We start from the raw sequence: 24,649 nt of genomic DNA on the forward strand, positions 1-24,649 counted from the left end.
CTTGTTGTTGGGTATGATAAACCTTTATGCTAACAAATTACTTTGTACTTCGTATTGAATTAACAAACCTAGTTTAACTTGTAATTTACAACATTCAATCCGGTTAATTGTTCGAGGAACTTATTGTTTGGATTGATCTTTAAATTTTTGGAAGGCAAATCGAGCATTATCTGCTTCTCGCTATCAAAAACGGCAAAATTAAGCTGACAGTTTTGCTGCTCGGAATTTGCCTTATTGTCTGCTAAAATCTCCTCAATCTGGCGCATTAAATCTTCGTTTACCCTTTCGATAGGCACCTGAATGGTAAGGCTTTTAGCCAGCTTATCCCTTAACTCTGACATCAGATTTATCGAAGTGATTTTAAACTCCCAATCACCCGCTTTCCCAAAACGTTCGCCCACTCTTCCTCGTATCTGAAGGAAATAACCTTCAGTTAAAAATGATTTGAACTTAAGGAAATCTTCGCCGAATAAGGCCATTTCACAGGCATCATCATAATCTTCAAAAACAAATGTGCCGAAAGGTTTACCTGTTTTAGTTATTCTTTGGGATGCGGTAACAACCAGACCACCAACACACAGTTCACGGTTCTGTAGCTTCGTAAACTCTGCAAGTACCTCCTCATTTGTATCGCCCATCCTAACTTTGTTAATTATGCTTAATTGGCGTACACCGTGTGTACAGAATCTATCCAGTTCGAGTTTATAATTATCCAAAGGATGGCCTGAAAGAAAAATTCCGATGGCATCTTTTTCATACTTAAGCCGATCCATTAAAGCCCATTCCGGAGAAACCGGTAAACTTGGTTCCAAAATCATATCAGCCTTTGAACCGCCAAACAATGAGGCCTGAGAAGTACTTTCATTGTTTTGGAAATCGTTGGCGTATTTGATAATCTTCTCGATGCCGTTCATTTTATCGTTAGGGCCGATGTAAAAATATTGGGCCCGATGTCCGCCAAATGCATCAAAAGCACCGCTATAAACAAAGCTCTCGTAAGCCTTCTTATTTACAATCCGCGTATTCGAGCGTTTCGCAAAATCATAAACTGTAGCATAAGGTCCCTTTTCGGTACGTTCCTCAATAATACTTTCAACAGCTTTTTCACCAACTCCCTTAACGGCTGACATGCCAAAACGAACCTCACCTTTGGTATTAACGGAGAATTTAAGGTCAGACTCGTTAACATCAGGTCCTAGAACCACAACACCCATCTGACGGCACTCTTCCATAAAGAAAGCCACCTGTTTAATGTCGCTCATGTTATTGGAAAGTACCGCAGCCATATATTCTGCAGGGTAATGTGCTTTTAAATAGGCTGTTTGATATGCAATCCAGGCATAACAGGTAGAGTGCGACTTATTGAAAGCATAAGATGCAAAGGCCTCCCAGTCTTTCCATATTTTCTCTAAAACCTCTGCTGAATGCCCTTTTTCTGAAGCTTGTTTTACAAATTTTGGCTTCATTTTATCAAGTACATCTTTCTGTTTCTTACCCATCGCTTTACGCAAAACGTCGGCCTCACCTTTGGTAAAACCAGCCAGCTTTTGCGATAAAAGCATTACCTGTTCCTGGTAAACGGTGATACCATAAGTTTCTTTAAGGTATTCTTCGCATGCATCAAGATCGTATTTGATTTCTTCCTCTCCGTTTTTTCGACGAACGAAACTCGGAATATACTCCATTGGCCCCGGACGGTATAAAGCGTTCATGGCAATTAAATCGTCGAAAACAGTTGGCTTAAGCTCCTTCATGTATTTCTGCATACCCGGACTCTCGTACTGGAAAATCCCAATGGTTTCGCCACGCTGGAAAAGCTCGTAGGTCATTACATCATCAATCGGAAAATTATCCGGATTAAGGTCGATGCCATGCCTTTTCTTCACCAGCTTTACCGTATCCTTTATCAGGGTGAGGGTTTTTAAACCCAGGAAGTCCATTTTCAGTAATCCGGCACTTTCTACCACCGAGTTATCGAACTGGGTAACGTATAAATCAGAATCTTTGGCAACCGATACCGGAACGAAGTTGGTAATGTCGCTCGGCGTAATGATTACCCCGCAGGCATGGATACCGGTATTCCTTAAAGAACCTTCCAATACCTGTGCCTGCTGTATGGTTTCGGCACTTAAATCTTTCTGATTACCCAGATTTTTAAGCTCTACTACCTTCTCGTATTCATCAGGACGTAAGGCATCTTTCAAACTCTTTTCATCGAGATTAAAGATTTTGGCCAGCTTCATATTGGGAATCAGCTTGGCAATCTTATCAGCCTCGAACAATGGCAGATCAAGTACCCTTGCTGTATCCCGTATAGAAGATTTGGCCGCCATGGTACCATAGGTAATGATTTGCGCTACCTGATTAGCACCGTATTTATTGATTACGTAATCCATTACCCTGCCACGGCCCTCATCATCGAAATCGATATCGATATCGGGCATGGAAACCCTGTCGGGATTCAGGAAACGCTCAAAAAGGAGATCATATTTAATCGGGTCGATATTGGTAATCCCCAAACAGTAAGCCACGGCTGATCCTGCTGCCGAGCCCCTACCTGGCCCTACCGATACATCGAGATTACGTGCCTCGGCAATAAAATCTTGTACAATAAGAAAATAACCCGGATAACCTGTTTTTTCGATAGTAGCTAACTCAAAATCCAAACGCTCGGTTATATCCTCAGTTAAGGTTCCGTAACGGCGTTTTGCACCCTCGTAAGTTAAATGGGCTAAAAATTTATTCTCCCCGCGTTTACCGCCATCGGTTTCATCTTCAGCAACCTGAAACTCTTCAGGAATATCGAATTTAGGTAATAATACTTCACGTGCAAGTTTATAGGTTTCTACCTTATCTAATATTTCCTGAATATTCAGGATGGCATCGGGCAGATCAGCAAAAAGCGATTTCATTTCATCGCCCGATTTAAAGTAGTATTCCTGGTTTGGCAATCCGTAGCGGTAACCACGGCCACGGCCAATTGGCGTTGCCTGCTTTTCACCATCCTTTACACACAATAGGATATCATGTGCATTGGCATCCTTTTTATTTATATAGTAAGTATTATTTGTTGCAATAAGCTTTACATCATGCCTTTTAGCCAGCGAAATGAGGGATGCATTCACCCTATCCTCATCTTCCTGGTTATGCCGCATTACCTCGATGTAAAAATCATCACCAAATTGTGCTTTCCACCAAAGCAAAGCTTCCTCTGCTTGGTTCTCACCTATATTTAAAATTTTATTGGAAATCTCGCCCGATAAGTTTCCCGACAATACGATAATATCTTCTTTATATTGCTCGATAACCTGTCTGTCGATACGCGGCACGTAATAAAAACCTTTAGTATAGGCAATTGACGACATTTTCGCCAGGTTATGATAACCGTTCTTATTCTTCGCCAGCAACACAATCTGGTAACCATTATCTTTAGCAGTTCTGTCTAAGTGGTTTTCGCAAACAAAAAACTCGACACCCACAATCGGAGTCATTACGACCTCCGTTGGTCTTTCACCTGCTTCTATCGCAGCTGCATTTTTTGCCTCAGCAGCTTTGTTATGGTTTAAAACATTATTTACAAAATGGAAAGCCCCCATCATGTTGGCATGATCGGTCATTGCCACGGCAGGCATTTTCTGTGCCGCAGTAGCTTTTACCAGATCAGAGATACTTATGGTACTTTGCAGTACTGAAAACTGTGTATGGTTATGTAAATGAACAAAAGTTGCGGCCGCCAGCTCTTGTTTATTTTCAGCAAGTTCTTGTTTAGAAACACCTCCGCCTTCTGCTTTTTGTAACCTTTTACGGATTTCATCGGAAGCCGATTTAAGGTTTACATGAGCAATTCCAAAACTTGGAATCTCGCCGGGATTTACTTCCCTGAAACGGGGAAAATATTCTGCATCTACAAGAAGTTCTTCTTTTTTAAAAACCTCTTTCTTAATCAATGCTAAAAAACAACGGGTTGTTGCTTCAACGTCGGCGGTTGCATTGTGCGCTTCGTTAAAAGGAACACCAAAAAGATAAGAATGTAACTCGGTTAGCGTTGGTAACTTAAATTTACCACCTCTACCACCCGGAAGTTTCAGTAAATCGGCTGTTACTTCGGTACAGGTATCAAGAATAGGCATTTCAGCCATGCGGTTTTCTACACCAAAACGGTAGAACTCGCAACCCATAATATTCACGTCGAAGCCAACATTTTGCCCGACAATGAATTTAGCTTTTGATAAGGCAATATTGAATTTTTCAAGAACCTCGGCAAGTGTTATTCCCTGCTCAGCCGCAAGCTCGGTAGAAATACCATGAATACGTTCAGCATCATACGGGATATTAAATCCTTCAGGTTTAACCAGATAATCCTGATGCTCAACCATCCTTCCCATCTCATCATGTAATTGCCAGGCAATTTGTATACAACGCGGCCAATTATCGGTATCGGTAATCGGAGCATTGTAGTTACGAGGCAAACCAGTAGTTTCCGTATCAAAAATCAAGTACATATGTTGCTTTAAAAGATTAACCGCAGGATATTAACGGTTCTTCAAAAATAACAATTTCGCGGGTTGATGTTGTCAGGATTTTATCAACAAAAGATAGGGATTGAATGAATGAATGTTGAATTAGGAAATTGATTTAAGTTCGTCATTAAACCGAATATGGCTAGGACTAAACTGCGAAATCAACTTCTGTAATAAGATCGCCGGGCAGATAAAAAATCGGCTTCGAAATGATGAATGCATTTACAAACATCCTAAAAATGTTCCTGGCTTACCAAATCGCTTACTTCATAGCCTTTTTGTCTGCAACGTTCAATAATATGTACCAGTAAATCTGCTTCCATTCGTGGTTCCCTTGCCATAATAAAAAGGTATTTTTCTTCAGGATGCCCCACCACCACATAACTGTAATCATCGGCCAGTTCAATAACCCAGTAGCCAATTTTAAAAGGCCATAAAAACTGTGCTTTCATATCCCCGTCTGGCTTTTCCACGTTAAAGAATAATTTCGATTTTATCGATTTTTCTTCTGTTTTGCCTTCTTTATGATAGCTCGTATAAACATCAAAATGCTCGTCATCAACAAGGGTGTACGTTTCAGTAGTTTGCTTCCAGTGTTTATCCATTAAAGTCGGAATCGAATACAAAGAATACCACTTACCTTCAAAAGCCTTGTAATCAATTGTTTTTACGGGTTTATTTTCCATAATATAAAAATGCTTTAAGCCTTAACCTCTCTACATTAAGCCTGATCAGTAAACCATCATGAAATTATAAAGTTTTGAAAAGGATTTTTTAACCTTATATTTATTTATACCTTCGATTGGTAATTAACAGCAAACCATAAAATTTAGATATATGAAAGTAACGGTTGTAGGAGCAGGCGCTGTAGGCGCAACTTGTGCAGATAACATTGCACGGAAAGAACTGGCGAACGAGCTTGTATTATTAGATATTAAAGAAGGATTTGCAGAGGGCAAAGCCATTGATATGATGCAAACTGCAACTCTTCTGGGGTTTGACACCAAAATTACCGGTGTAACCAACGATTACAGTAAAACCGCAGGCTCGCAGGTTGTGGTAATTACCTCAGGACTGCCACGTAAACCAGGAATGACCCGTGAGGAACTGATTGGAATTAATGCGGGTATTGTTAAAGGCGTTGCGGAAAACATACTAAAATTTTCGCCTGAGGCTATCATCATTGTGATCAGTAATCCAATGGATACCATGACCTACCTTGCTTTGAAATCGTTAGGACTACCTAAAAACCGTATTATTGGAATGGGTGGAACTTTAGACAGTTCTCGCTTTAAATTTTATTTATCGCAGGCTTTAAATTGCAATCCGGGCGATTTACAGGGTTTTGTAATTGGTGGACATGGCGATACAACAATGATTCCTTTGACGAGGTTAGCTACTTACCAAAGTTTACCCGTAAGCAATTTATTAGATAAAGATACGCTTGACAAAGTGGCGGCCGATACCATGGTTGGCGGAGCAACTTTAACTGGTTTGATTGGCACATCTGCCTGGTATGCTCCGGGTGCTGCCGGTGCTGCACTCGTAGAGGCAATTCTTCGCGATGAGAAAAAACTGTTCACCTGCTGTGTTTCCTTAGAAGGCGAATACGGCCAGAGCGATATCTGCCTGGGTGTTCCGGTTATTATTGGCCGCAGCGGCTGGGAAAAAATTATCGATTTTAAATTAAACGATGAAGAGCAGGCTGCTTTTAACAAAAGTGCCGACGCCGTTAGAAACATGAACAGCGTTTTAGCTGAAATGAAACTTGTGTAACGAAAGGATTAACCACCTTTGATAACCTAAGTCACTTATGCTTATATGTACTAAGGTGTCTTAGGTGGTGAACAACAACTTAAAACCTAAGTTGGCAATATATAATAAATTAACCACCTTAGGCACCTAAGATAACCTAAGTCATTTATACTTATGTGTTAAGGTATCTTAAGTGGTGAACAACATTTAAAACCCAGGCTAAAAAATGAAAGAGCCTCAGGTATTATAAAAAAATGAAATCGATTTCGATCCCTTTAAAACTTATTAATTTACAAGACGACGGTTTCCATCTTTTGGTGGAAATTGTTGTTTTTAAACAAAAACACTACGCAGTTTTAGATACCGGCGCCTCACGAAGTGTTTTTGATAAAGGACTTATTGAGCAGCACCTTGCTGAAACACTGCAGGTTTCTGATGAAATTAATGCCGCAACGCTTTTTACAACCACCACTACCATTCAGGCCACTATTCCTGAACTTAAAATCGGTTCGCTTAAAATTAAAGGCTATGAAACTGTTGCTTTTGATTTGCAATCGGTAAGTGAAACGTATCAGCAGTTTGGTCATCCACCAATTATGAGCATAATCGGTGGAGATATTTTAATGAAGTATAAAGCCACCATCAATTACAATAAATTAAAACTTAAGTTATACAAATAACTTTATTCCTTGACTCCTATCATTTTTTACCTTTAATTTAAGCTCATATTTGTAAAGAAATGAGAAAGAACATAATCATCTTCTGTACAATTTTCTGGGCCGGATTAATTGCGGGTATTAGTTTTCTGGAAGCTCCGCTTAAATTTCAGGCACCCGGAATAACGATAAAGCTTGGTCTGGGAATCGGACAACTGGTTTTTCAAGCCTTGAATAAAATAGAAGTCGGCTTACTGGTAATTATATTATTTTGTGCTTCGAAATTTGTCTTGAAAAACTTTAAAGGCGCTCTTTTATTCATAATTACCATAATATTGATTACCGATACCTTTTGGTTGCTGCCTTTATTAGATGCCAGGGCAAAATTGGTTTTAAGTGGTTCAAACCCGACACCCGACTATCACCATGTTCTTTATATCATTTTAGAATGCTTTAAATTCTTGTCGCTTACCGTATTTGCTTTCTTAAACTTAAAAGATCTGAAATATGAAAAATGATATTCTAAACCGCAACGACATCATTTTATTGGTTGATACCTTTTATGGAAAAGTTCAGGAGGATAAGCTAATTGGCCCGATATTTACCGATATAGCAAAAGTCGACTGGTCTCATCACTTGCCAAAAATGTACGATTTCTGGGAAAGTATATTATTTGGAAAAGCAATTTATAAAGGCAATCCAATGATTTCGCATTTTATGCTTAGCGAAAAAGCATCGCTAAAGGAAAAAGAATTTGTTGCATGGAAAGGCATTTTCTTTGAAACAGTAGACAATTTATTTGAAGGAGAAAATTCTGAAACCATTAAACAGAAAGCACAATCAATTGCCGACCTGATGCATTTTAAACTGAATTCGCCAAAACCAAGGTTCAATATCCATTAAAATTATGATTTTGATTTAGCTCGCTTTCTTTTTAAATTTAAGTAACTAAACAATTCAAATTATGAAATTCTTAAAAGTTTTACTCAGCATTATCGTTGTGCTGATTGTAATTATTGTAGTTGGTGGGCTGTTTCTGCCGAAAACCTATTCGGTAAACAGAAGTACCGTAATCAACGCTCCCGATAGTGTGATTTACAAAAATGTTGCAGATTTCAACGAATTCTACAAATGGAATCCCTGGGCAAAAATGGAACCAACAGCAAAAACAACATTTTCAGGAACGCCACAACAACCAGGACATGTGTATGCCTGGGTAGGAAAAGAGATGGGCTCGGGTGAAATGAAAATTTTAAAAGTTGATCCTTACAAACATGTTGATGTGGATTTGTTTTTCAAAGAACCATTTGAAAGCCATGCTGACACAAAATTCGATATTCAGCCTGAAGGCACCGGAAACAAAGTTACCTGGACCATGAGTGGCGAGAATAATTTAATCAGCAAATGGATGTGTGTGGTAATGGGTGGAATGGACAAAATGATTGGTAAAGATTTTGAAAGTGGCCTTGCAAGCCTGAAAGAAAAATCTGAAAAAGGAAATTAATTAAAGAAAAAACTATATTAAGCGCCCTCCAATCATGGAGGGCTTTTTTGTTCACGCTATAGGCAAATCAAACAAAATGTGTCGCATTTACGTTAAAAAAGCTTTTACGAGCGATTTTAATTAATTAAGATTTTGAATTTCACCATTTTTTAGATTATTTGCCAAAGATGAATTTATTACTTGTAGAAGATGAGCCAAGCGTTGTCTCGGTTATTTCGCGAGGTTTAACCGAGGAGGGTTTTACCGTTAGCATTGCACCCGATGGCTTAATTGGCAAACAAATGGCACTGGAAAATCAATTCGATTTGATAATCCTCGATATCATGCTACCCGGAATAAATGGACTGGAACTCTGCAAAATCATCAAAGAACAAAAACCTACTACACCAATCATTATGCTAACGGCTTTGGGAACCACTGAAAACGTAGTGAATGGTCTCGATAATGGTGCCGACGATTACCTGATTAAGCCGTTTAAATTTGCAGAACTTTTCGCCAGGATAAGAACATTGTTAAGAAGATACAGTGGAACAGTTTCTTTAGACCAGATTATTTCTATTGCCGATTTACAAATTAACCTGAGTGCAAAAACGGTTAAAAGAAATCAGGAAGATATTACCCTTACCGCTACCGAGTACCGTTTACTTGAATACATGGCGAAAAATAAATCGAAAATCTTGTCGCGTATTGATATCCTGGAAAGTGTTTGGGACATCGATTTTAACCTCGGTACAAATGTGGTTGACGTTTATGTAAATTACCTGCGAAAAAAAATAGATAAAAACGCTAACCAGAAACTCATCCATACCGCAGTAGGATTAGGTTATGTGTTGAAAGAAAAATAATGGAAATCGCTAAAAAAATAACGCTTCTTTTTGCAATCCTTTCAGCAGTGATTATCTCGCTGCTAAGCGGTTTTGTTTGGTATTTCTCTAATGAATTTGCTTTCGAAGATTTCTACAAGCGACTGGAGGCGAGGGTAAATATCGCGGCACAGATTAAACTTTACAATGATGACAACAACCAGGTATACGCCAAAATGCGTAACCAGTACCTGGAAAGGCTTTCATCTGAAAAAGAATATATCCTGGGAGCAGGAAAACCTGAAATAAAAGCCGATATCGTTCTTCCTAAAAGTTTCTACAACAGAATTAACGCCGGTTTTATGGCCAGGTACAGGGTAGATAATCATTTCTATGCCGGCAAGTTTTTTAAGAAGGGCAATAATGGTTATATCGTTGTGGTTTCCGCTAACGACCCTTTTGGTTTTAGGGAATTGAAAGACCTCCAAAAAATCCTCATTATCGGTTTCTTCTTATCGGTAATATTATCCTTTGTAGTTGGCTGGCGGTTTTCGAACTACATGTTGATGCCTTTGAGAAACGTAATTAAAAGTGTAAAAAAAATTAAGGCCGAAAATCTCCATTTACGGTTAGATGTAAAAAAAGGCAGCGATGAAATGTCGCAGCTGGCAGAAACTTTTAACAATATGCTTAATCGTCTGGAAACTGCTTTCGAAACACAAAACAACTTCATTAGTAATGCTTCGCACGAATTAAGAACACCTTTAACCATCATTAGCGGAGAAGTGGAACTGGCCATAAAAGCTAAGGATGATGCTGAAAAACAGCATAAGGCCTTAACTAAAATCAAAGATGAATCCGAAAGGCTTGAGCATATTTTAACCAGCCTGCTTGGTTTGGCGCAATCAGGTTTCAACGGCAAAAACCAGCCTCGTGAAGAGGTAAGGATGGATGAATTGTTGTGGGAGATTAAAGATTCGGTTCATCAGGTTCATCCCGATAGTAAAATAGAAATCGACCTCAGTGCTTTACCGGAAGATGAGGAACAACTTACTTTAAAGGTTAACAAAAACCTCATTAAACTGGCAATTACAAACATTGTAAGTAACGCCTGTAAATATTCCAACAACAAACCGGTGTCAGTAGTGCTCGAAAGTAAGTCAAACATCCTGTCAATTGCAGTAACCGATCAGGGCATTGGTATTCCGGCATCTGATGTTCAGCATATCTTCGAACCTTTTTACAGGGCATCAAATACAAACCAGTTTAAAGGATATGGTGTTGGCCTGCCGCTATCTTTAAATATCATCCGTTTACACCGTGGCAGCATTGCCATTAAATCGCAGGAAGGTATTGGAACAGAAATAAAGGTGATATTACCGATCATTGCTTAGTTCGTCAGTTATTTAACTTAAACGTCATAGCAATTAAACAGCTAAACCTTTAATCGGTTAAACTCAACTAAATTCTAATCTCGTTTTAATCTTGCTCTTATCCCGCTGTAATACCATCAGCTTAAACTTGTATTAAATAATTAATCAATTCATTTAAAACAAGTACATTATGAAAACAGTATTAATTCCTACAGACTTTAACTTAGAGAGCACCAAAATAATAGAATCATTAGTTTTAAACACAACAGAGAAATTAAACATCATCTTTTTGCATGCTTTTAAATTATCTGATTCCATTACCGACATGCTAATGCTAAGCCGCCGAAGCCGCGATTACGAGAATGTTAGCGACGATTTTTATCAAAAGATAAATCAATACAAAAGCCAGTTTCCGGAACAAATAAATACGATTGGTATTGAGTATTTTTACGGGAGTACCGTTGTGGCATTCAAGAATTTCATTGAAGCCTTCGATGTAAACTACATCGCCTATTTGAAAAATTACGACTTTAAGCCGATTAACAAATATAGTATCAATCCTAAATTTTTAACAGAACGTTCTGGATGTGAAGTGCTTTACTTAAATGCTTTAACTGTTCATTCTTCTGAAAACTTAATTGATACTAAAATTCAGGAAGCTCAGCCGCAAGTGCTGAATGCTTAATTTAATATCAATTTTAAATTTTATATATCATGCTGCTACGAAATAATATTCCGGTCACATATATATTCGGAAAAATCAAAAAAGAGCTACTCTTCGTTATCGCTTATTCGATTGGGATTGTAGTATTATATCAAAACTTTCACGTTACACGTATTTCTATTCCGGTTGCAGTTCCTGCATTGCTGGGAACCATAATATCACTACTATTGGCATTTCGTTCTAACCAGGCGTACGATAGATGGTGGGAAGCAAGAACACTTTGGGGTGCAATTGTTAACGATTCCAGATCTATATCCCGCCAGATATTGTCGTTTGTAGAAAACCCATATGGTCTTGATGAAATAGAAGCCTTTAAAGCAGGTTTCATTAAGAGACAAATTGCCTGGTGTTATGCCTTAAGTCAGGCACTAAGGGGCTTTAACCCGCGTAAAGGTTTAGAACAATACCTTTCGGCCGATGAAATGGCCTTTATTAAAAAACGTAAAAACGTAACGACTTCCTTGCTTGAGTTACATGGCATGGATCTAAAAAAGGCCCTACAGGAAGGCTGGATCAATAAATACCAGCAAATAGAGATAGATAAGATTATTTGCGGCTTGTGTAATCACATGGGTGGTTCTGAAAGAATTAAAAATACCGTTTTCCCGGTAACCTACAGTAAATACATCAGCATGTCTATCCACTTATTCATCGTTTTATTACCATTTGGTTTAATAGAGTACTTTGGTTACATGGAAGTTCCTTTAGTTGTTGCCATTGCGGCGTTCTTTCTTTTAGTAGAGAAAATGGCTGTTCATCTTCAGGATCCATTTGAGAATAAACCTACAGATACGCCCACAACAACCATCTGCCGAACGATTGAAAGGGATTTGTGTCAGATGCTTGATGACAATAAAATATATGAGGATAAACCTCAAACCGAATTAGCGCCTGTTGGCTCTTATTACATTCTATAATTCTTATAGATTTTTAGTTGAAGTCCATGTTTGGGCTGGTTAGTTAATCAACAAGCCGTTTCTGGATGGAAACGGCTTAAGATAAGTTTGATAATTGACTTAATAATTATCGATTCTAAACAACAAAACCTCTGCAAGTATTACTTGTCAGAGGTTTTTTATTTTTTGCTTTTGAGTAATTTAAAGCTTTAGCTCAATTAAGCATCAATTTTAGCATATTTTGCGTTACGTTCAATAAATTCTCTACGAGGAGCAACTTCATCGCCCATTAGCATAGAAAAAGTATGATCGCATTCTGCTGCACTTTCAATAGTAGCTTGCATTAAGGTACGTGTAGCAGGGTTTAAAGTGGTTTCCCAAAGCTGTTCAGCATTCATCTCACCTAAACCTTTATAACGTTGTACGTGTACGCTATCTTCTTTACCAGCACCTTTTAAACGTTGTACAGCGGCATCACGTTGCACATCAGTCCAGCAGTATTCGAAATCTTTACCCTTTTTCACCTGATAAAGTGGTGGCGAAGCAATATAAACATAACCCGCTTCGATTAACGCCCTCATATAACGATAGAAGAATGTTAAAATCAAAGTAGTAATGTGCGAACCATCAATATCAGCATCCGTCATGATTACGATTTTGTGGTAACGTAACTTTGTCAGGTTTAATGCTTTATCGTCTTCAGGCGTGCCAATACTAACGCCGATAGCGGTAAACATATTTTTAATCTCGTCGTTCTCGTAGATTTTATGCTCCATGGCTTTTTCAACGTTCAGAATTTTACCTTTCAAAGGAAGAATGGCCTGAATGTTCCTGTCGCGACCTTGTTTGGCAGTACCACCTGCCGAATCTCCCTCTACCAGGAAGATTTCGCATCTTTCCGGATCACTATCAGAACAATCGGCAAGTTTACCTGGCAAGCCTGAACCTCCCATAACACTCTTACGTTGCACCATTTCGCGGGCCTTACGGGCAGCGGCACGGGCTGTGGCAGCCAAAATCACTTTATTGATAATCAATTTAGCTTCTTTCGGGTTTTCTTCAAGATAATTACCCAAAGCTTCACCTACAGCAACATCCACTGACCCCATCACCTCACTGTTACCCAGCTTAGTTTTCGTTTGTCCCTCAAATTGAGGCTCAGCAACTTTTACTGAAACTACAGCAGTTAAACCTTCTCTAAAGTCATCACCTGTAATTTCCATCTTTACGTTCTTTAACAAACCTTCCTTATCGGCATAGTTTTTTAACGTACGCGTTAAGCCCCTGCGGAAACCCGCAATATGTGTACCGCCCTCATGCGTATTAATGTTGTTTACATAAGAGTGAACGTTTTCCGAGTAGCTGTCGTTATACTGAAAAGCAAGCTCAACCGGAACACCATTTTTAATGCCCTCGATATAAATCGGCTCCACTAATAATGAAGTACGTGTACCATCTAAAAAGGCAACAAATTCTTTTAAACCACCTTCCGAATGGAAAGTTTCTGATAAAAATGAACCATCTTCCAATTTCTCACGCTCGTCAGTTAAGGTAAGCTTAATTCCTTTATTTAAGAATGCAAGCTCACGCAAACGACCTGCAAGTGTATCGTATTTATACTCTAAAGTTTGGGTGAAAATTTCCGCGTCAGGCTGAAACGTCTGGATAGTTCCTGTACGATCTGATGTACCGATTTCTTTTACATCAAACAAAGGTTTACCACGTTCGTATTCCTGTGTAAAAATTTTACCTTCACGGTGTACAACGGTTTTTACATGTGTAGACAAGGCGTTAACGCAACTTACCCCTACACCATGCAAACCACCTGATACCTTATAGGTGTCTTTATCAAATTTACCCCCCGCATGTAGAACCGTCATAACGATTTCCAATGCAGATTTTCCTTCTTTAGTGTTGATTCCTGTCGGAATACCACGTCCATTATCTTCTACGGTAATTGAATTACCTTCGTGGATAGTTACCAGAATATCAGTACAATAACCGGCAAGTGCCTCATCGATAGAGTTATCCACAACCTCGTAAACCAGGTGGTGTAAACCCTTAACACCGGTATCGCCTATATACATTGAAGGGCGCTTACGCACCGCTTCTAAACCTTCTAAAACCTGTATATTATCTGCCGAATAATTTGACTTTAAATCTTGTTCTTCGCTCATATTTTAATTAAAAACTATAAGTATCAAAAATACGGAAATTTCGGCATTTAAACTAATATGTGGATAAGTTTTAGCCGTTTAAAATCACCGCTTTAATTCTGACAGGCAGCATATAAAAATACCTGAAAGCCCCTCTATCCCCCCTATTTTTCTTCAGGATTTTGCAGCAATAATTTCCATTTCACAACCATGAGATTGCGAACAGCAACGACCTTAAAACTTATAAAAAATAAATTAACAAGTTATTCTTTTCAACAATAAGCCTTGCTTAACCTGCGTTGAATCTGGTTGTAAACAATTACTATATAAAAGCTTATGCTTTAAAAAGTATTTATTGCATAAATAATTATCATTTTTATCTTTGCTAAAATTTATTAAACAATAATGGAAAGAAGAACCTTGAAAACCTTTGGTTTATTTGCAACCGCAGCATTAATTACTGCATTTTCAGCATGCCAGAACAAAGACGCTAAAACAACTGAAACAAAAAAAACAGGTAGTACTGCAGCTGTTTCTGCTGGGGAGAAAATTGTATTTGTAAACTCTGATTCGTTATTAACCAAATACGATTACTATAAAGATCTCAAAGTAAAATTTGAAGGTAAATCTAAAAGCGCACAGGCGGATATGCAAGCTAAAACACAGGCTTTTCAGAGAGAAGTTGCACAGTACCAACAAACTGCTGGTAGTTTAGCTGCTGATGTACGTAAAGCTACTGAAGAGCGTTTAGGTCGTAAACAACAAGAGTTGCAAACTTATCAGCAAAATGCTGGTGGTGCTTTACAAAATGAGCAGGCTGCGGAAAATGAAAAATTATACGATAAAGTTGCTGGTTACTTAAAAGGCTACGCTAAAGAAAAAGGTTATAAAATGGTATTAACTTATTCTAAAGGTAACAGTGCTATTTTATTTGCTGATGAGAGCTTAGATGTTACTTCTGAAGTAATTAAAGGCTTAAACGCTGAATACGCAAAAAAATAATCATTAAAAAATACTTATTTTAAATGCCCTGCATAGTCAGGGCATTTTTTTTACCCTATAATGTTTGATAAGAAAACGGACAAGCTTGAAGATTTTATGAAATTAAAAGGACCTGCACTATTGAATAATAACAAAAATGCCCGGTTAAAACCGGGCATTTTTGTTATTTACTAGCTTCTTTTGTGGTGAGCAGACCAATCATAGAATCAATCTCTTTAACTACACCATCGTCCGAACCCGAGAAACCAACTGCTTTAAACCTGATATTTCCTTCACCATCAATAATGAATTTAGTTGGGATACCATCAACTTTATAAGCACTTATAACATCAAATTTAGATGGATCTTTAGCATTTTTTGTATCATATAAAACATTGAAGTTTAATTTTTTCTCAGCAATGAAATCAGTAACCACTTTCTCTCTGTTCTCTTCTGTTTGCCATGTATTCACAAACAGGAACACTACATTAGGATTGCCAGAATATTTTGCCATTGCTTTCTGCATACCCGGGAAAGACGCCACACAAGGCCCACACCAGGTTGCCCAGTAATCTAATACAACAATTTTTCCCTTTAAATCTGCCAGGCTTACTTTTTCCCCTTTTAAATTTGCCAGCGTAAATGAGGGAGCAGGAATATTAATCATTTTTTTAGTCCACTCGGCACGTGCTTTTGCATTAGCATCCTTTTCCAGGTTAGCCATATATGCTTCGTAGGTTCCTTGTTTTTTTAAACCAGCATATAATCTTTTAAAATCATTTTTTAATGAATCAGATCCTTTTCCTTCTCTGATTAGTTTTTCAGCTTCAGTAAATGCTTTTTCATTTTGTCCATCTTTTATCAGATAAGTAACATAACGTGTTGTCACATCAGGAGAAACTGATGTTCCGTACATAGGAATAGCTTTCTCTTGTACTGATAATGCTTCCTTAAAATTTCCCTGATGGTAAAGCAATAAAGCATAAGTATCGGCATACATACCATAAGTTTGGTTGAGATTTTTTAAATACTCCTCTTTAGTTGAAAAATATGCCGGCATTTCTTCACCTTTCGCTTGTTCAACCAACTCCAGCGATTGTTTTGAAATCTTCGCTGCAAAGGCAAGATTTTCCTTCTTTTCGGCTAAAGGCCAGGCAAATTGATTGTAAATACTTGCTCTGCTTAATTTGTTACTGATTTTATCTGCATAGAATTCAAACTTCTCGTTATTAGTGGTTTTTGCAAATGCATTAGCTACAATACTATAAATAGATGTCAACCTGGCAGCATCGGCTTTTTTAGCCGGATCAAGCTTGAATTTGGAAATTAAGGACGTAGCCTTTTGCTCAATAACTGCTGCATCTTTTTCCGAATAAAGGGCGTTCATGTCTTGGCCATAAGCATAATTTCCAATCGGATACTTTTTCAGCAACACTGCCTTAACAGAATCAGCCTGCTCTTTTTTCTTAATTATGCTAAAAGCATTTAACATAAAAATTAAGTCACTCTCTGGAGCTTCTTTAATTTTAGCTACTTTAGCAATATTTTCCTCTACTAATTTGGTACCGGTTTCTTTATTTGACTTGTATGCTAAAGAAAGGTAGCTATAACGGTACTTTTCAAAAAGCGCTGGTTTTTCAGTAAAAGCTTTTTTATAAAGCTCAGCCCCTTTTTCACTGTTCAGCGTTAGTCCGAGGTAATAATTACCCGCTGAACCATACATAAATGCCTCATGGATGTAGGTTTCAGGCAACACTTTTCCTCCTTTGGTAAACTCTAGTAGGTATCCTGCCGGTGTTTCATCTTTTTGCTCGTCAACATTAAAGGATAATCCAACAAGTGTAACACTATCCGAGGCGGCAATTTCACCTTTATATAATTCACCATCTTTTATTAAATCTATCCGCTTACTTTTTGGCCCGGTAGAAGTATAAAAAGAATATGAGGTACATTTTACATCGGCAAGATTTTGCAAATTTGTACCCTTGGGGTCGTACGTAAATTTAACTGTTGTACCTGCTTCAGGTTTATCAGCTGAAAATTTCACCCCTTGTGCCTTAGCCGCTCCAGCAGCTGCAAGCAACACCAACAATAATTTAAACAATTTCATAATGAGTAGGTTAAAGATTTTATAAAGTAACTAAATATATAGTTTATAAATATTTTTTACAAGCTATTTTTAGTTAAATTTTGAGGAATAATTATTGCAGTTAAAAAGGATGACCTACGATCAAAAAATTACAAGCGAAATGGAATTCTGGAAGTTTAAAATTTTACAGAAACCTTCATTATTTAATAAGGTTACGGATAAAGTACAGAAAAAAATCAATAGCTATATCCCTGATAAAGTTCATGATGCCATAACGCTTGCAATAAAACAAATGGTTAAAGCGGTGCTGTTTGGGTCGGCATTTACCACATCAAAGCCTGTTACCGATTTAACCCTGATGCATCGGGAGGCCTTGATTAAGCAAAAGATTAATAATTATAAAAAAACCGGTGCAGCAGAGGGCGGTATTACAGGTGCCGGAGGTTTTCTGATGAGCCTGGCTGATTTCCCTTTATTATTAAGCATTAAAATGAAAATGCTTTTTGATATCGCAGCCGTTTATGGTTATGATGTAAAAGATTACCGTGAGCGATTATTTATTCTTCATATTTTTCAACTGGCCTTTTCCAGTAAAGAAGAAAGTAAAAACGTGTACCTGAAAATGGAGCATTGGGACAATAAAGCGCACCTGCTTCCGACAAATATTGATGAATTTGACTGGTTAACTTTTCAGCAACAATATCGCGATTATATTGATTTGGCTAAACTGGCGCAAATGCTACCTTTTGTTGGCGCAGCAGTAGGTGCTGTTGCAAATTATAAACTAATTGAAAAACTGGGTAAAACAGCAATAATGAGTTACCGGATGAGGTATTTCAGTTTGCAATATGCGGTTAACGGTACGCATGAAGAAAACTCAAAACTGGCAACTAAAAACTGATTACTCTTCTTCAAATATCCCTTCCAGCAAATCGTCGGTTTCCCGCCTGTCTTTTTTGGTTGGACGGCCTGTTCCCCGATCGCGTTTAAGCGTTGGCGCATGGAAAGCTGATTTAAACGCATGTGTTTCCTCAACAGGTGTTAGATCTTTATACTTGGTTAATGCTGTTGGCGAATCAGTACGGTTGTATGAAAAATCTACCACTTCAATAATTTTCTTTTCAATTCCTTTCGATACCTGGTAAACATCACCGATTTTCACTACCGCCGAGGCTTTTATGTTCTGACCATTAAGCTTCACTCTTCCTGCCTTACAGGCATCCGTAGCCAGACTTCGGGTTTTGAACAACCTTATCGCCCATAAATATTTATCAATCCTGAGTTTTTCTGTTTCTGCCATAAAGCTACAAAAGTACGCAATTAGGTTAAATGTATAAACTGGTTAATCGCTATATTGGTTAATTGTATCGAGCGTAATCAGGCAGTTTACCTATTTAAACAATTAGCCAGTTAACCAAAGAACAAACAATTTGAACAATTAACCCTTTAATAAGTAAAAATTGATTTATTTTGCGTAAAATTTAAAAACATCATGTATTCAGATTTAAAGAAACTTATTGAAGCCGCCTGGGAAGACAGAAGCCTTTTAAAATATAGCAACTATTGCGAAGCCATCGAAACCGTAATTCAGGGCTTAGATAAAGGTGAAATTCGTGTTGCTGAACCTGTTTTAAACTCATGGGGCATTAATGAATGGGTAAAGAAAGCTGTTATTTTATATTTCCCAATCCGCGAGATGAAGGAAATTAAGAACAGTCCATTTGTTTACCACGATAAAATGGAATTAAAAACCGATTATAAAGCAACAGGAGTTCGTGTTGTACCAATGGCCAGTGCCCGTTATGGTGCATATTTGGCTAAAGGGGTTATCATGATGCCATCTTATGTAAATATTGGTGCATATGTAGATGAAGGTACCATGGTTGATACCTGGGCAACTGTTGGTTCTTGTGCCCAGATTGGCAAACGTGTTCACTTGAGTGGTGGTGTTGGCATTGGCGGTGTTTTAGAACCTGTTCAGGCTGCACCGGTTATTATTGAAGACGATGCATTTTTAGGCTCAAGAGCAATTGTAGTTGAAGGCGTTAAAGTTGAAAGGGAAGCTGTTTTAGGCGCTAATGTTGTTTTAACAGCATCAACTAAAATCATTGATGTAACAGGCCCTTCACCAGTGGAGTATAAAGGTATAGTTCCTGCCCGTTCAGTAGTTATTCCTGGCAGTTACACCAAGAAATTCCCTGCAGGCGAATACCAGGTTCCTTGTGCTTTAATTATTGGAAAACGTAAAGAAAGTACCGACAAGAAAACTTCACTTAACGATGCGTTAAGAGAAAATAACGTAGCCGTATAAATGGCTTGAGGTATAAGGTTTAGGGTGTAAGGCACATCCAAAACCTTAAACCTTTTACCTTAAACCTTTCACCTCTATGAAAATTGGTTACGATGGCAAGCGTGCTGCAAATAACTTAACGGGTTTAGGCAATTATAGTAGATCCTTAATTGAATCGCTGGCGACACAATTTCCGGAAAACCAATACCTTGTTTATACGCCGAAAGTAAAAACGGCTAAACAAATCGATTCTTTTTTCAGTAAAGATAATATCCTCCTAAAGCTACCGAAAAGTGGCCCCTTTCTTTGGAGAAGTCTTAATATCCTAAAAGATTTAGTTAAAGATGATGTTCAGCTTTTTCATGGATTAAGCCACGAAATCCCTCTGGCTATACAACATACCCGGATTAAATCTGTAGTAACCATTCATGATTTAATTTTCCTTCGCTTCCCTTCCTACTACAAATTTATCGATCGGAAATTATATGAATGGAAAAGTAAATCGGCATGTAAGAGGGCAAACAGAATTATTGCCATAAGTGAAAAAACCAAGGCAGATATTATCGAATTTTATGGGATAGATCCTGATAAAATAGATGTTATTTACCAGAGTTGCGATGATAGTTTTAAATGTAATCTCGATGCAGATACGCTAAATCGAATTAATCTGACTTACAAACTACCAGAGAGATACATTCTTAATGTTGGCACAATTGAAGCGCGTAAAAACCTCAAACTACTTGTTCAGGCATTAAAAAATGTTGACGAAGCCTATAAACTTGTTGTAATAGGAAAGCAGACTGCTTATTTTAAAACCGTAGAAAAAGAAATACAGCAACTTGGATTAAACGGGCGGATAATCTTTCTACAGAACATCCCATTCTCAGATTTACCAGGCATTTATCAGCTCGCAAAACTTTTTGTTTATCCTTCATTTTACGAAGGTTTTGGCATCCCGATTATCGAAGCATTATACAGCGGCATTCCAACTATTGCAGCCACAGGCTCTTGCCTCGAAGAAGCAGGTGGTCCGGATAGCATCTACATTTCGCCAGATAATGCCGATGAGCTTTCAGCTGCCATAAATCACGTTCTTTCATCAACCGCTTTGCAGGAACATATGAAAAGAAAAGGGCTGGAATTTGTTCAGAAATTCAACAGCCCTGTAGTGACGGAGCAATTAATAAATTGCTATAAAAATATTTTGAGTTAAACCTTATTTGGCTGCAATTGCATTTGGAGGGTATTGCGCCAGAATTTCTTTAACCCCTGTATACAAACGTTGCTCTCGTTTACTGAAATTATCCAGGTTAAAACCAGCCCCCTGGCCGTGCCAGAATAAAATCTTTTTAGCCGGGTCTAAGAAATCGATAATAATGGTTCCTTCGATGTACTGGTTAACGTAATTGGAGCCCCATCCGCCCCAACCTCCCCATCCGCCGCGCCAGCCCCAACCCCATCCCCAGCCACCATAGTAAGCAGGGCCATAGAAATCAGTTTTCTCTCTGGCAACAACAACAAGGTTCACCAATAAATCAGGTCGGTCTGATTTGGTAAATCCTTTCGCATTCATTTCAGCTTCAACAGCCGCCATCAATCTTCTTTTATCAAGGTTGTTCAGTTTTACCCGGGCAATACCTTTATCGTAAAAATTGTAAGTTTTATAAGCGTTAAAATCTACGCTTTTATCATAATCTGAGGCAGTCCGGAGCGACGAACATCCGGAAAATGCGATCACAACGGCAATCAGCATTAATAATTTTGGGAAAATTTTCATTTGTTCTCGTGTTTATGTTTATTAAATAACCTGTACTAAATATAACAATTTTAAACTGAAAAGGTTACAGTTGATCTAAATTTTACAAAGAGATTTAATTTATGGAGAATGCTAATAAAAAATAACACGTATTTGCTTATTTTACCATCGCTCAATATAATTCCTGAATTGGTGCTACTTCATGTTTAATATTCGATGTACCAATTAGTGTATAGGTAATCTTATCATTATCTTTTTCAACATCTTTTTTAACATCTTTCCATTTCGCGATAAAATCCTTCTGACTAATCATGATATCATCATTATATAGCGCTGGTAATTGTAAGTCAACGGGAAAACTATCTACAAAATCATATCCGGTTAAAAGGTAAGTAAAAAGCTCTTCCGAATCTTTTACTTCATAAATTATACCAGGCAAGCCTCCAAATTTCCACGGACCAACTTGCAGAGCATTGTCTTTCTTAAACCATGCCGTGTATTTACGACCTCTGAAATTCGTTTCTGCTTTAGTACAAACTACACCACCAATACTTTTAGTTTCATTAAAAATATTCCATTTAAAATTATTCAGCGTATCCACAACCAATATCGCTGGCTGTATCCATAGTCGCTGGGCAAAGATAAGGCTATTGCTGGCCGGAGATTTTAATACAAAAGGAGGTTTCTTATCATTTTCTCTTATAACCCTCCTCATAACAACGTTTGCCCCCTCGTAGGTTGTTGTATTTTTCAGCGTATCATTTATTTTAGGTAATTCCAGTGAGTTCCCGTTTTGGTAATACAATTCAAGTTCACTGCCACCAGTTATTCCTTTAATATTCTGTACAAATTTATAATGGAAAATAATTTTTTGCTGGGCAAACAATCCTGAAGTAAACCCTAAAAGAAATAAGAATGTGACTATTTTTTTCATTTTTAAAAGCGTTTTAGGTAAAGCTAGCAAATAGTAATGTTAAAAATCTGTCCTTAACATTATTTAACTTCAGCTAATAATAAATACTTTTGTGTTATGCTTAAAGAAGAAATTAACAAGGCTTTAGAAGTGTTGAAGGCTGGTGGAGTAATTTTATATCCTACAGATACAATTTGGGGCTTAGGCTGCGATGCAACCAATCCTGAGGCAGTTGATAAAGTATTGAAAATTAAAAACCGTCCTGCTGAGAAAAGCCTGATTGTTCTTTTGGATGTTGACAGCAAAATCCAAAGTTATATTGAAGACGTTCCTAAAGTAGCTTATGACTTAATTGAATATGCTGAAAACCCACTAACAGTTATTTTCTCAGGGGCAAAAAATTTGGCAAAAAATGTTATCAATGAAGATGGAAGCGTTGGGATAAGAATCGTAAAACATGACTTTTGCACCCCCCTTATTCAGCGCTTTCGCAAACCGATTGTTTCTACATCAGCCAACTTAAGTGGTGAACCATCACCAAAAAATTTCGACGACATCAGTCCTGAAATTATTGATGCTGTTGATTACATCGTAGACTTTGAGCAGGAAAACAGAACATCGAAAAAACCATCAACAATAATGAAACTTTCGCCGGGAGGCCAGTTTCAGTTTATTCGTAAGTAATTTTATTACTTTTGCAATTCTTATTGCCATTCTGTAGTACGGAGTTCCTGTTTCAGGGGTTTTTCAGGCATCAGCTACTGAAATAAATTCAGTAGGGCAAGAATACTATTATGCAGGAACATCTACAAAATCCCGTTTTCAAAACTTTATCAGCCATAGCCGATAAAAACCAGGTGCAAGCCTATGTTATTGGCGGCTTTGTTCGCGATTTATTCTTAAAACGCCCTTCAAAAGATATTGATGTGGTGGTAGTCGGTAGCGGAATAAATTATGCAGAGGCTGTAGGCAAAAAACTAAATACAAAAGTCGCTGTTTTTAAAAACTTTGGCACCGCCAACATTAAAATACAAGATTTAGAAATCGAGTTTGTTGGTGCCCGAAAAGAATCATACCGTTCTGATTCGAGAAAGCCTATAGTTGAAGATGGAACTTTGGAAGATGACCAGCTTCGCCGCGATTTTACGATTAATGCTTTAGCCATCAACCTAAATAAAGATAACTTTGGCGAATTACTCGACCCTTTCAACGGTGTTCAGGATTTGGAAAACAGGTTGATACGTACGCCATTAAACCCCGAAATAACCTTTTCTGATGATCCTTTGCGCATGATGAGGGCAATCAGGTTTGCAACACAGTTAGATTTTAAAATTGATGATGAAGCACTAACTGCAATAAAAACACAAAAGGAGCGCATCAGTATTGTTTCAAAAGAGCGGATTACCGACGAACTGAATAAGATCATTTTAGCGAAAAAACCTTCAATAGGTTTTAAACTCCTTTTTGATACAGGATTGCTCCACCTCATTTTCCCGCAAATGGCTCAGCTTTATGGCGTAGATATTATAAAAGGGAAAGGACATAAGGATAATTTCTACCATACCTTAGAGGTTCTGGATAACATTTGCGCTGACACAGATGATTTATGGCTTCGTTGGGCTGCAATATTGCACGACATTGCCAAGCCTGCTACCAAGCGTTTTGAAGAAGGTCATGGCTGGACCTTTCATGGACATGAAGACAAAGGTGCCCGAATGGTTCCTAAAATCTTCAACCAGCTAAAGTTACCTTTGAATGAAAAAATGAAATTTGTTCAAAAACTTGTTCAGTTACATTTACGGCCAATTGTTTTAGCCCAGGATACCGTAACCGATTCGGCTGTTCGCAGGTTGCTTTTTGATGCAAGTGAAGAAATTGAAAGCTTAATGATGCTTTGCAATGCCGATGTAACAACCAAAAACGAATACAAAAAGACCAAATACCGTAACAATTTCGAACTCGTTAAACAAAAGCTAAAAGACGTTGAAGAGCGTGACAAGTTAAGAAACTGGCAACCGCCGATAACAGGCAACGATATTATGGAAACATTTGCACTCGATGCCGGAAAAGAAGTGGGTATAATTAAAAATGCTATCCGGGAGGCAATTTTAGAAGGTGAGATAACAAACGACTACACTGAAGCGTTTAACTTTATGCTTAATCTGGCAAAACAAATGGGATTAAATCCTGTTAATAAATAATTTAATCGACAACTCAACCCTATTGGTTACAT

The 24,649-nt window shown here is 37.9% G+C and carries 22 protein-coding genes; 15 read left to right on the forward strand and 7 right to left on the reverse strand.

Annotation, left to right across the window (positions count from 1 at the left end):
• Positions 1-68: 68 nt before the first annotated feature.
• Positions 69-4,502 carry a DNA polymerase III subunit alpha gene (gene dnaE, locus R2R71_RS15620; RefSeq protein WP_316832216.1) on the reverse strand — a complete coding sequence of 1,478 codons (4,434 nt, stop codon included), beginning with the start codon at positions 4,500-4,502 and terminating at the stop codon, positions 69-71.
• A 251-nt stretch (positions 4,503-4,753) separates the two neighbouring features.
• Positions 4,754-5,206: a lipocalin family protein gene (locus R2R71_RS15625; protein ID WP_316832217.1), complete on the reverse strand. Its 453-nt coding sequence runs from the start codon at positions 5,204-5,206 to the stop codon at positions 4,754-4,756.
• 151 nt (positions 5,207-5,357) lie between these two features.
• Here R2R71_RS15625 and mdh point away from each other — a divergent pair, with 151 nt between their 5' ends.
• The 9 genes from mdh to R2R71_RS15670 all read left to right on the forward strand — a co-directional run bounded on the left by mdh (position 5,358) and on the right by R2R71_RS15670 (position 12,252).
• Positions 5,358-6,296, forward strand: coding sequence for a malate dehydrogenase (gene mdh, locus R2R71_RS15630; RefSeq protein WP_316832218.1), 939 nt, complete (start codon positions 5,358-5,360; stop codon positions 6,294-6,296).
• 233 nt (positions 6,297-6,529) lie between these two features.
• Positions 6,530-6,955, forward strand: a complete 426-nt coding sequence (locus tag R2R71_RS15635) for an aspartyl protease family protein (protein WP_316832219.1) — start codon at positions 6,530-6,532, stop codon at positions 6,953-6,955.
• A gap of 59 nt (positions 6,956-7,014) precedes the next feature.
• Complete coding sequence (locus tag R2R71_RS15640) at positions 7,015-7,449, forward strand: hypothetical protein (RefSeq protein ID WP_316832220.1); 435 nt, start codon at positions 7,015-7,017, stop codon at positions 7,447-7,449.
• Positions 7,439-7,834: a group III truncated hemoglobin gene (locus tag R2R71_RS15645; protein ID WP_316832221.1), complete on the forward strand. Its 396-nt coding sequence runs from the start codon at positions 7,439-7,441 to the stop codon at positions 7,832-7,834. Before R2R71_RS15640 ends, R2R71_RS15645 begins: the two co-directional genes overlap by 11 nt.
• Positions 7,835-7,895: 61 nt before the next feature.
• The gene (locus R2R71_RS15650) at positions 7,896-8,435 is read left to right on the forward strand and encodes an SRPBCC family protein (protein WP_316832222.1); all 540 of its coding nucleotides are present in this window, start codon (positions 7,896-7,898) and stop codon (positions 8,433-8,435) included.
• Between the two features lie 167 nt (positions 8,436-8,602).
• Positions 8,603-9,280, forward strand: coding sequence for a response regulator transcription factor (locus R2R71_RS15655; protein ID WP_316832223.1), 678 nt, complete (start codon positions 8,603-8,605; stop codon positions 9,278-9,280).
• The gene (locus tag R2R71_RS15660; protein ID WP_316832224.1) at positions 9,280-10,632 is read left to right on the forward strand and encodes a HAMP domain-containing sensor histidine kinase; all 1,353 of its coding nucleotides are present in this window, start codon (positions 9,280-9,282) and stop codon (positions 10,630-10,632) included. Before R2R71_RS15655 ends, R2R71_RS15660 begins: the two co-directional genes overlap by 1 nt.
• Positions 10,633-10,801: 169 nt before the next feature.
• The gene (locus R2R71_RS15665) at positions 10,802-11,296 is read left to right on the forward strand and encodes a hypothetical protein (protein WP_316832225.1); all 495 of its coding nucleotides are present in this window, start codon (positions 10,802-10,804) and stop codon (positions 11,294-11,296) included.
• Positions 11,297-11,325: 29 nt separating this feature from the next.
• Entirely contained in the window at positions 11,326-12,252 is a 927-nt protein-coding gene (locus R2R71_RS15670) for a bestrophin family protein (RefSeq protein ID WP_316832226.1), read from the forward strand.
• 197 nt (positions 12,253-12,449) lie between these two features.
• Here R2R71_RS15670 and gyrB read toward each other — a convergent pair whose 3' ends face one another.
• Positions 12,450-14,408 (reverse strand): DNA topoisomerase (ATP-hydrolyzing) subunit B, encoded by a 1,959-nt coding sequence (gyrB, locus tag R2R71_RS15675; RefSeq protein WP_316832227.1) that lies wholly within the window; start codon positions 14,406-14,408, stop codon positions 12,450-12,452.
• Between the two features lie 384 nt (positions 14,409-14,792).
• Here gyrB and R2R71_RS15680 point away from each other — a divergent pair, with 384 nt between their 5' ends.
• The gene (locus R2R71_RS15680) at positions 14,793-15,389 is read left to right on the forward strand and encodes an OmpH family outer membrane protein (RefSeq protein WP_316832228.1); all 597 of its coding nucleotides are present in this window, start codon (positions 14,793-14,795) and stop codon (positions 15,387-15,389) included.
• A gap of 163 nt (positions 15,390-15,552) precedes the next feature.
• On the opposite strand, the gene R2R71_RS15685 is transcribed toward R2R71_RS15680, so the two are convergent.
• Positions 15,553-17,478 carry a TlpA disulfide reductase family protein gene (locus tag R2R71_RS15685; RefSeq protein WP_316832229.1) on the reverse strand — a complete coding sequence of 642 codons (1,926 nt, stop codon included), beginning with the start codon at positions 17,476-17,478 and terminating at the stop codon, positions 15,553-15,555.
• 109 nt (positions 17,479-17,587) lie between these two features.
• Here R2R71_RS15685 and R2R71_RS15690 point away from each other — a divergent pair, with 109 nt between their 5' ends.
• Positions 17,588-18,358, forward strand: coding sequence for an EcsC family protein (locus R2R71_RS15690; protein ID WP_316832230.1), 771 nt, complete (start codon positions 17,588-17,590; stop codon positions 18,356-18,358).
• Here the strand turns inward: R2R71_RS15690 and R2R71_RS15695 are convergent, their stop codons facing one another.
• A complete protein-coding gene (locus R2R71_RS15695) occupies positions 18,359-18,757 on the reverse strand; it encodes an RNA-binding S4 domain-containing protein (RefSeq protein ID WP_316832231.1) in 399 nt (132 codons plus the stop codon).
• Between the two features lie 192 nt (positions 18,758-18,949).
• Between R2R71_RS15695 and R2R71_RS15700 the strand changes: the two genes are divergently transcribed.
• On the forward strand, positions 18,950-19,768 hold the full coding sequence (locus R2R71_RS15700) for a 2,3,4,5-tetrahydropyridine-2,6-dicarboxylate N-succinyltransferase (RefSeq protein ID WP_316832232.1): 819 nt from the start codon (positions 18,950-18,952) through the stop codon (positions 19,766-19,768).
• A gap of 76 nt (positions 19,769-19,844) precedes the next feature.
• Entirely contained in the window at positions 19,845-20,960 is a 1,116-nt protein-coding gene (locus tag R2R71_RS15705; RefSeq protein WP_316832233.1) for a glycosyltransferase family 1 protein, read from the forward strand.
• A gap of 3 nt (positions 20,961-20,963) precedes the next feature.
• Here R2R71_RS15705 and R2R71_RS15710 read toward each other — a convergent pair whose 3' ends face one another.
• A complete protein-coding gene (locus tag R2R71_RS15710; protein WP_316832234.1) occupies positions 20,964-21,524 on the reverse strand; it encodes a DUF4136 domain-containing protein in 561 nt (186 codons plus the stop codon).
• Between the two features lie 151 nt (positions 21,525-21,675).
• Positions 21,676-22,437, reverse strand: a complete 762-nt coding sequence (locus R2R71_RS15715; RefSeq protein WP_316832235.1) for a GLPGLI family protein — start codon at positions 22,435-22,437, stop codon at positions 21,676-21,678.
• Positions 22,438-22,533: 96 nt separating this feature from the next.
• Between R2R71_RS15715 and R2R71_RS15720 the strand changes: the two genes are divergently transcribed.
• Positions 22,534-23,100 carry an L-threonylcarbamoyladenylate synthase gene (locus R2R71_RS15720; RefSeq protein ID WP_316832236.1) on the forward strand — a complete coding sequence of 189 codons (567 nt, stop codon included), beginning with the start codon at positions 22,534-22,536 and terminating at the stop codon, positions 23,098-23,100.
• A gap of 110 nt (positions 23,101-23,210) precedes the next feature.
• Positions 23,211-24,617, forward strand: coding sequence for a CCA tRNA nucleotidyltransferase (locus R2R71_RS15725; RefSeq protein WP_316832237.1), 1,407 nt, complete (start codon positions 23,211-23,213; stop codon positions 24,615-24,617).
• Positions 24,618-24,649 lie beyond the last annotated feature (32 nt).

It is taken from the genome of Pedobacter aquatilis, from assembly GCF_032678405.1.
Taxonomy (GTDB): Bacteria; Bacteroidota; Bacteroidia; order Sphingobacteriales; family Sphingobacteriaceae; genus Pedobacter; species Pedobacter aquatilis_A.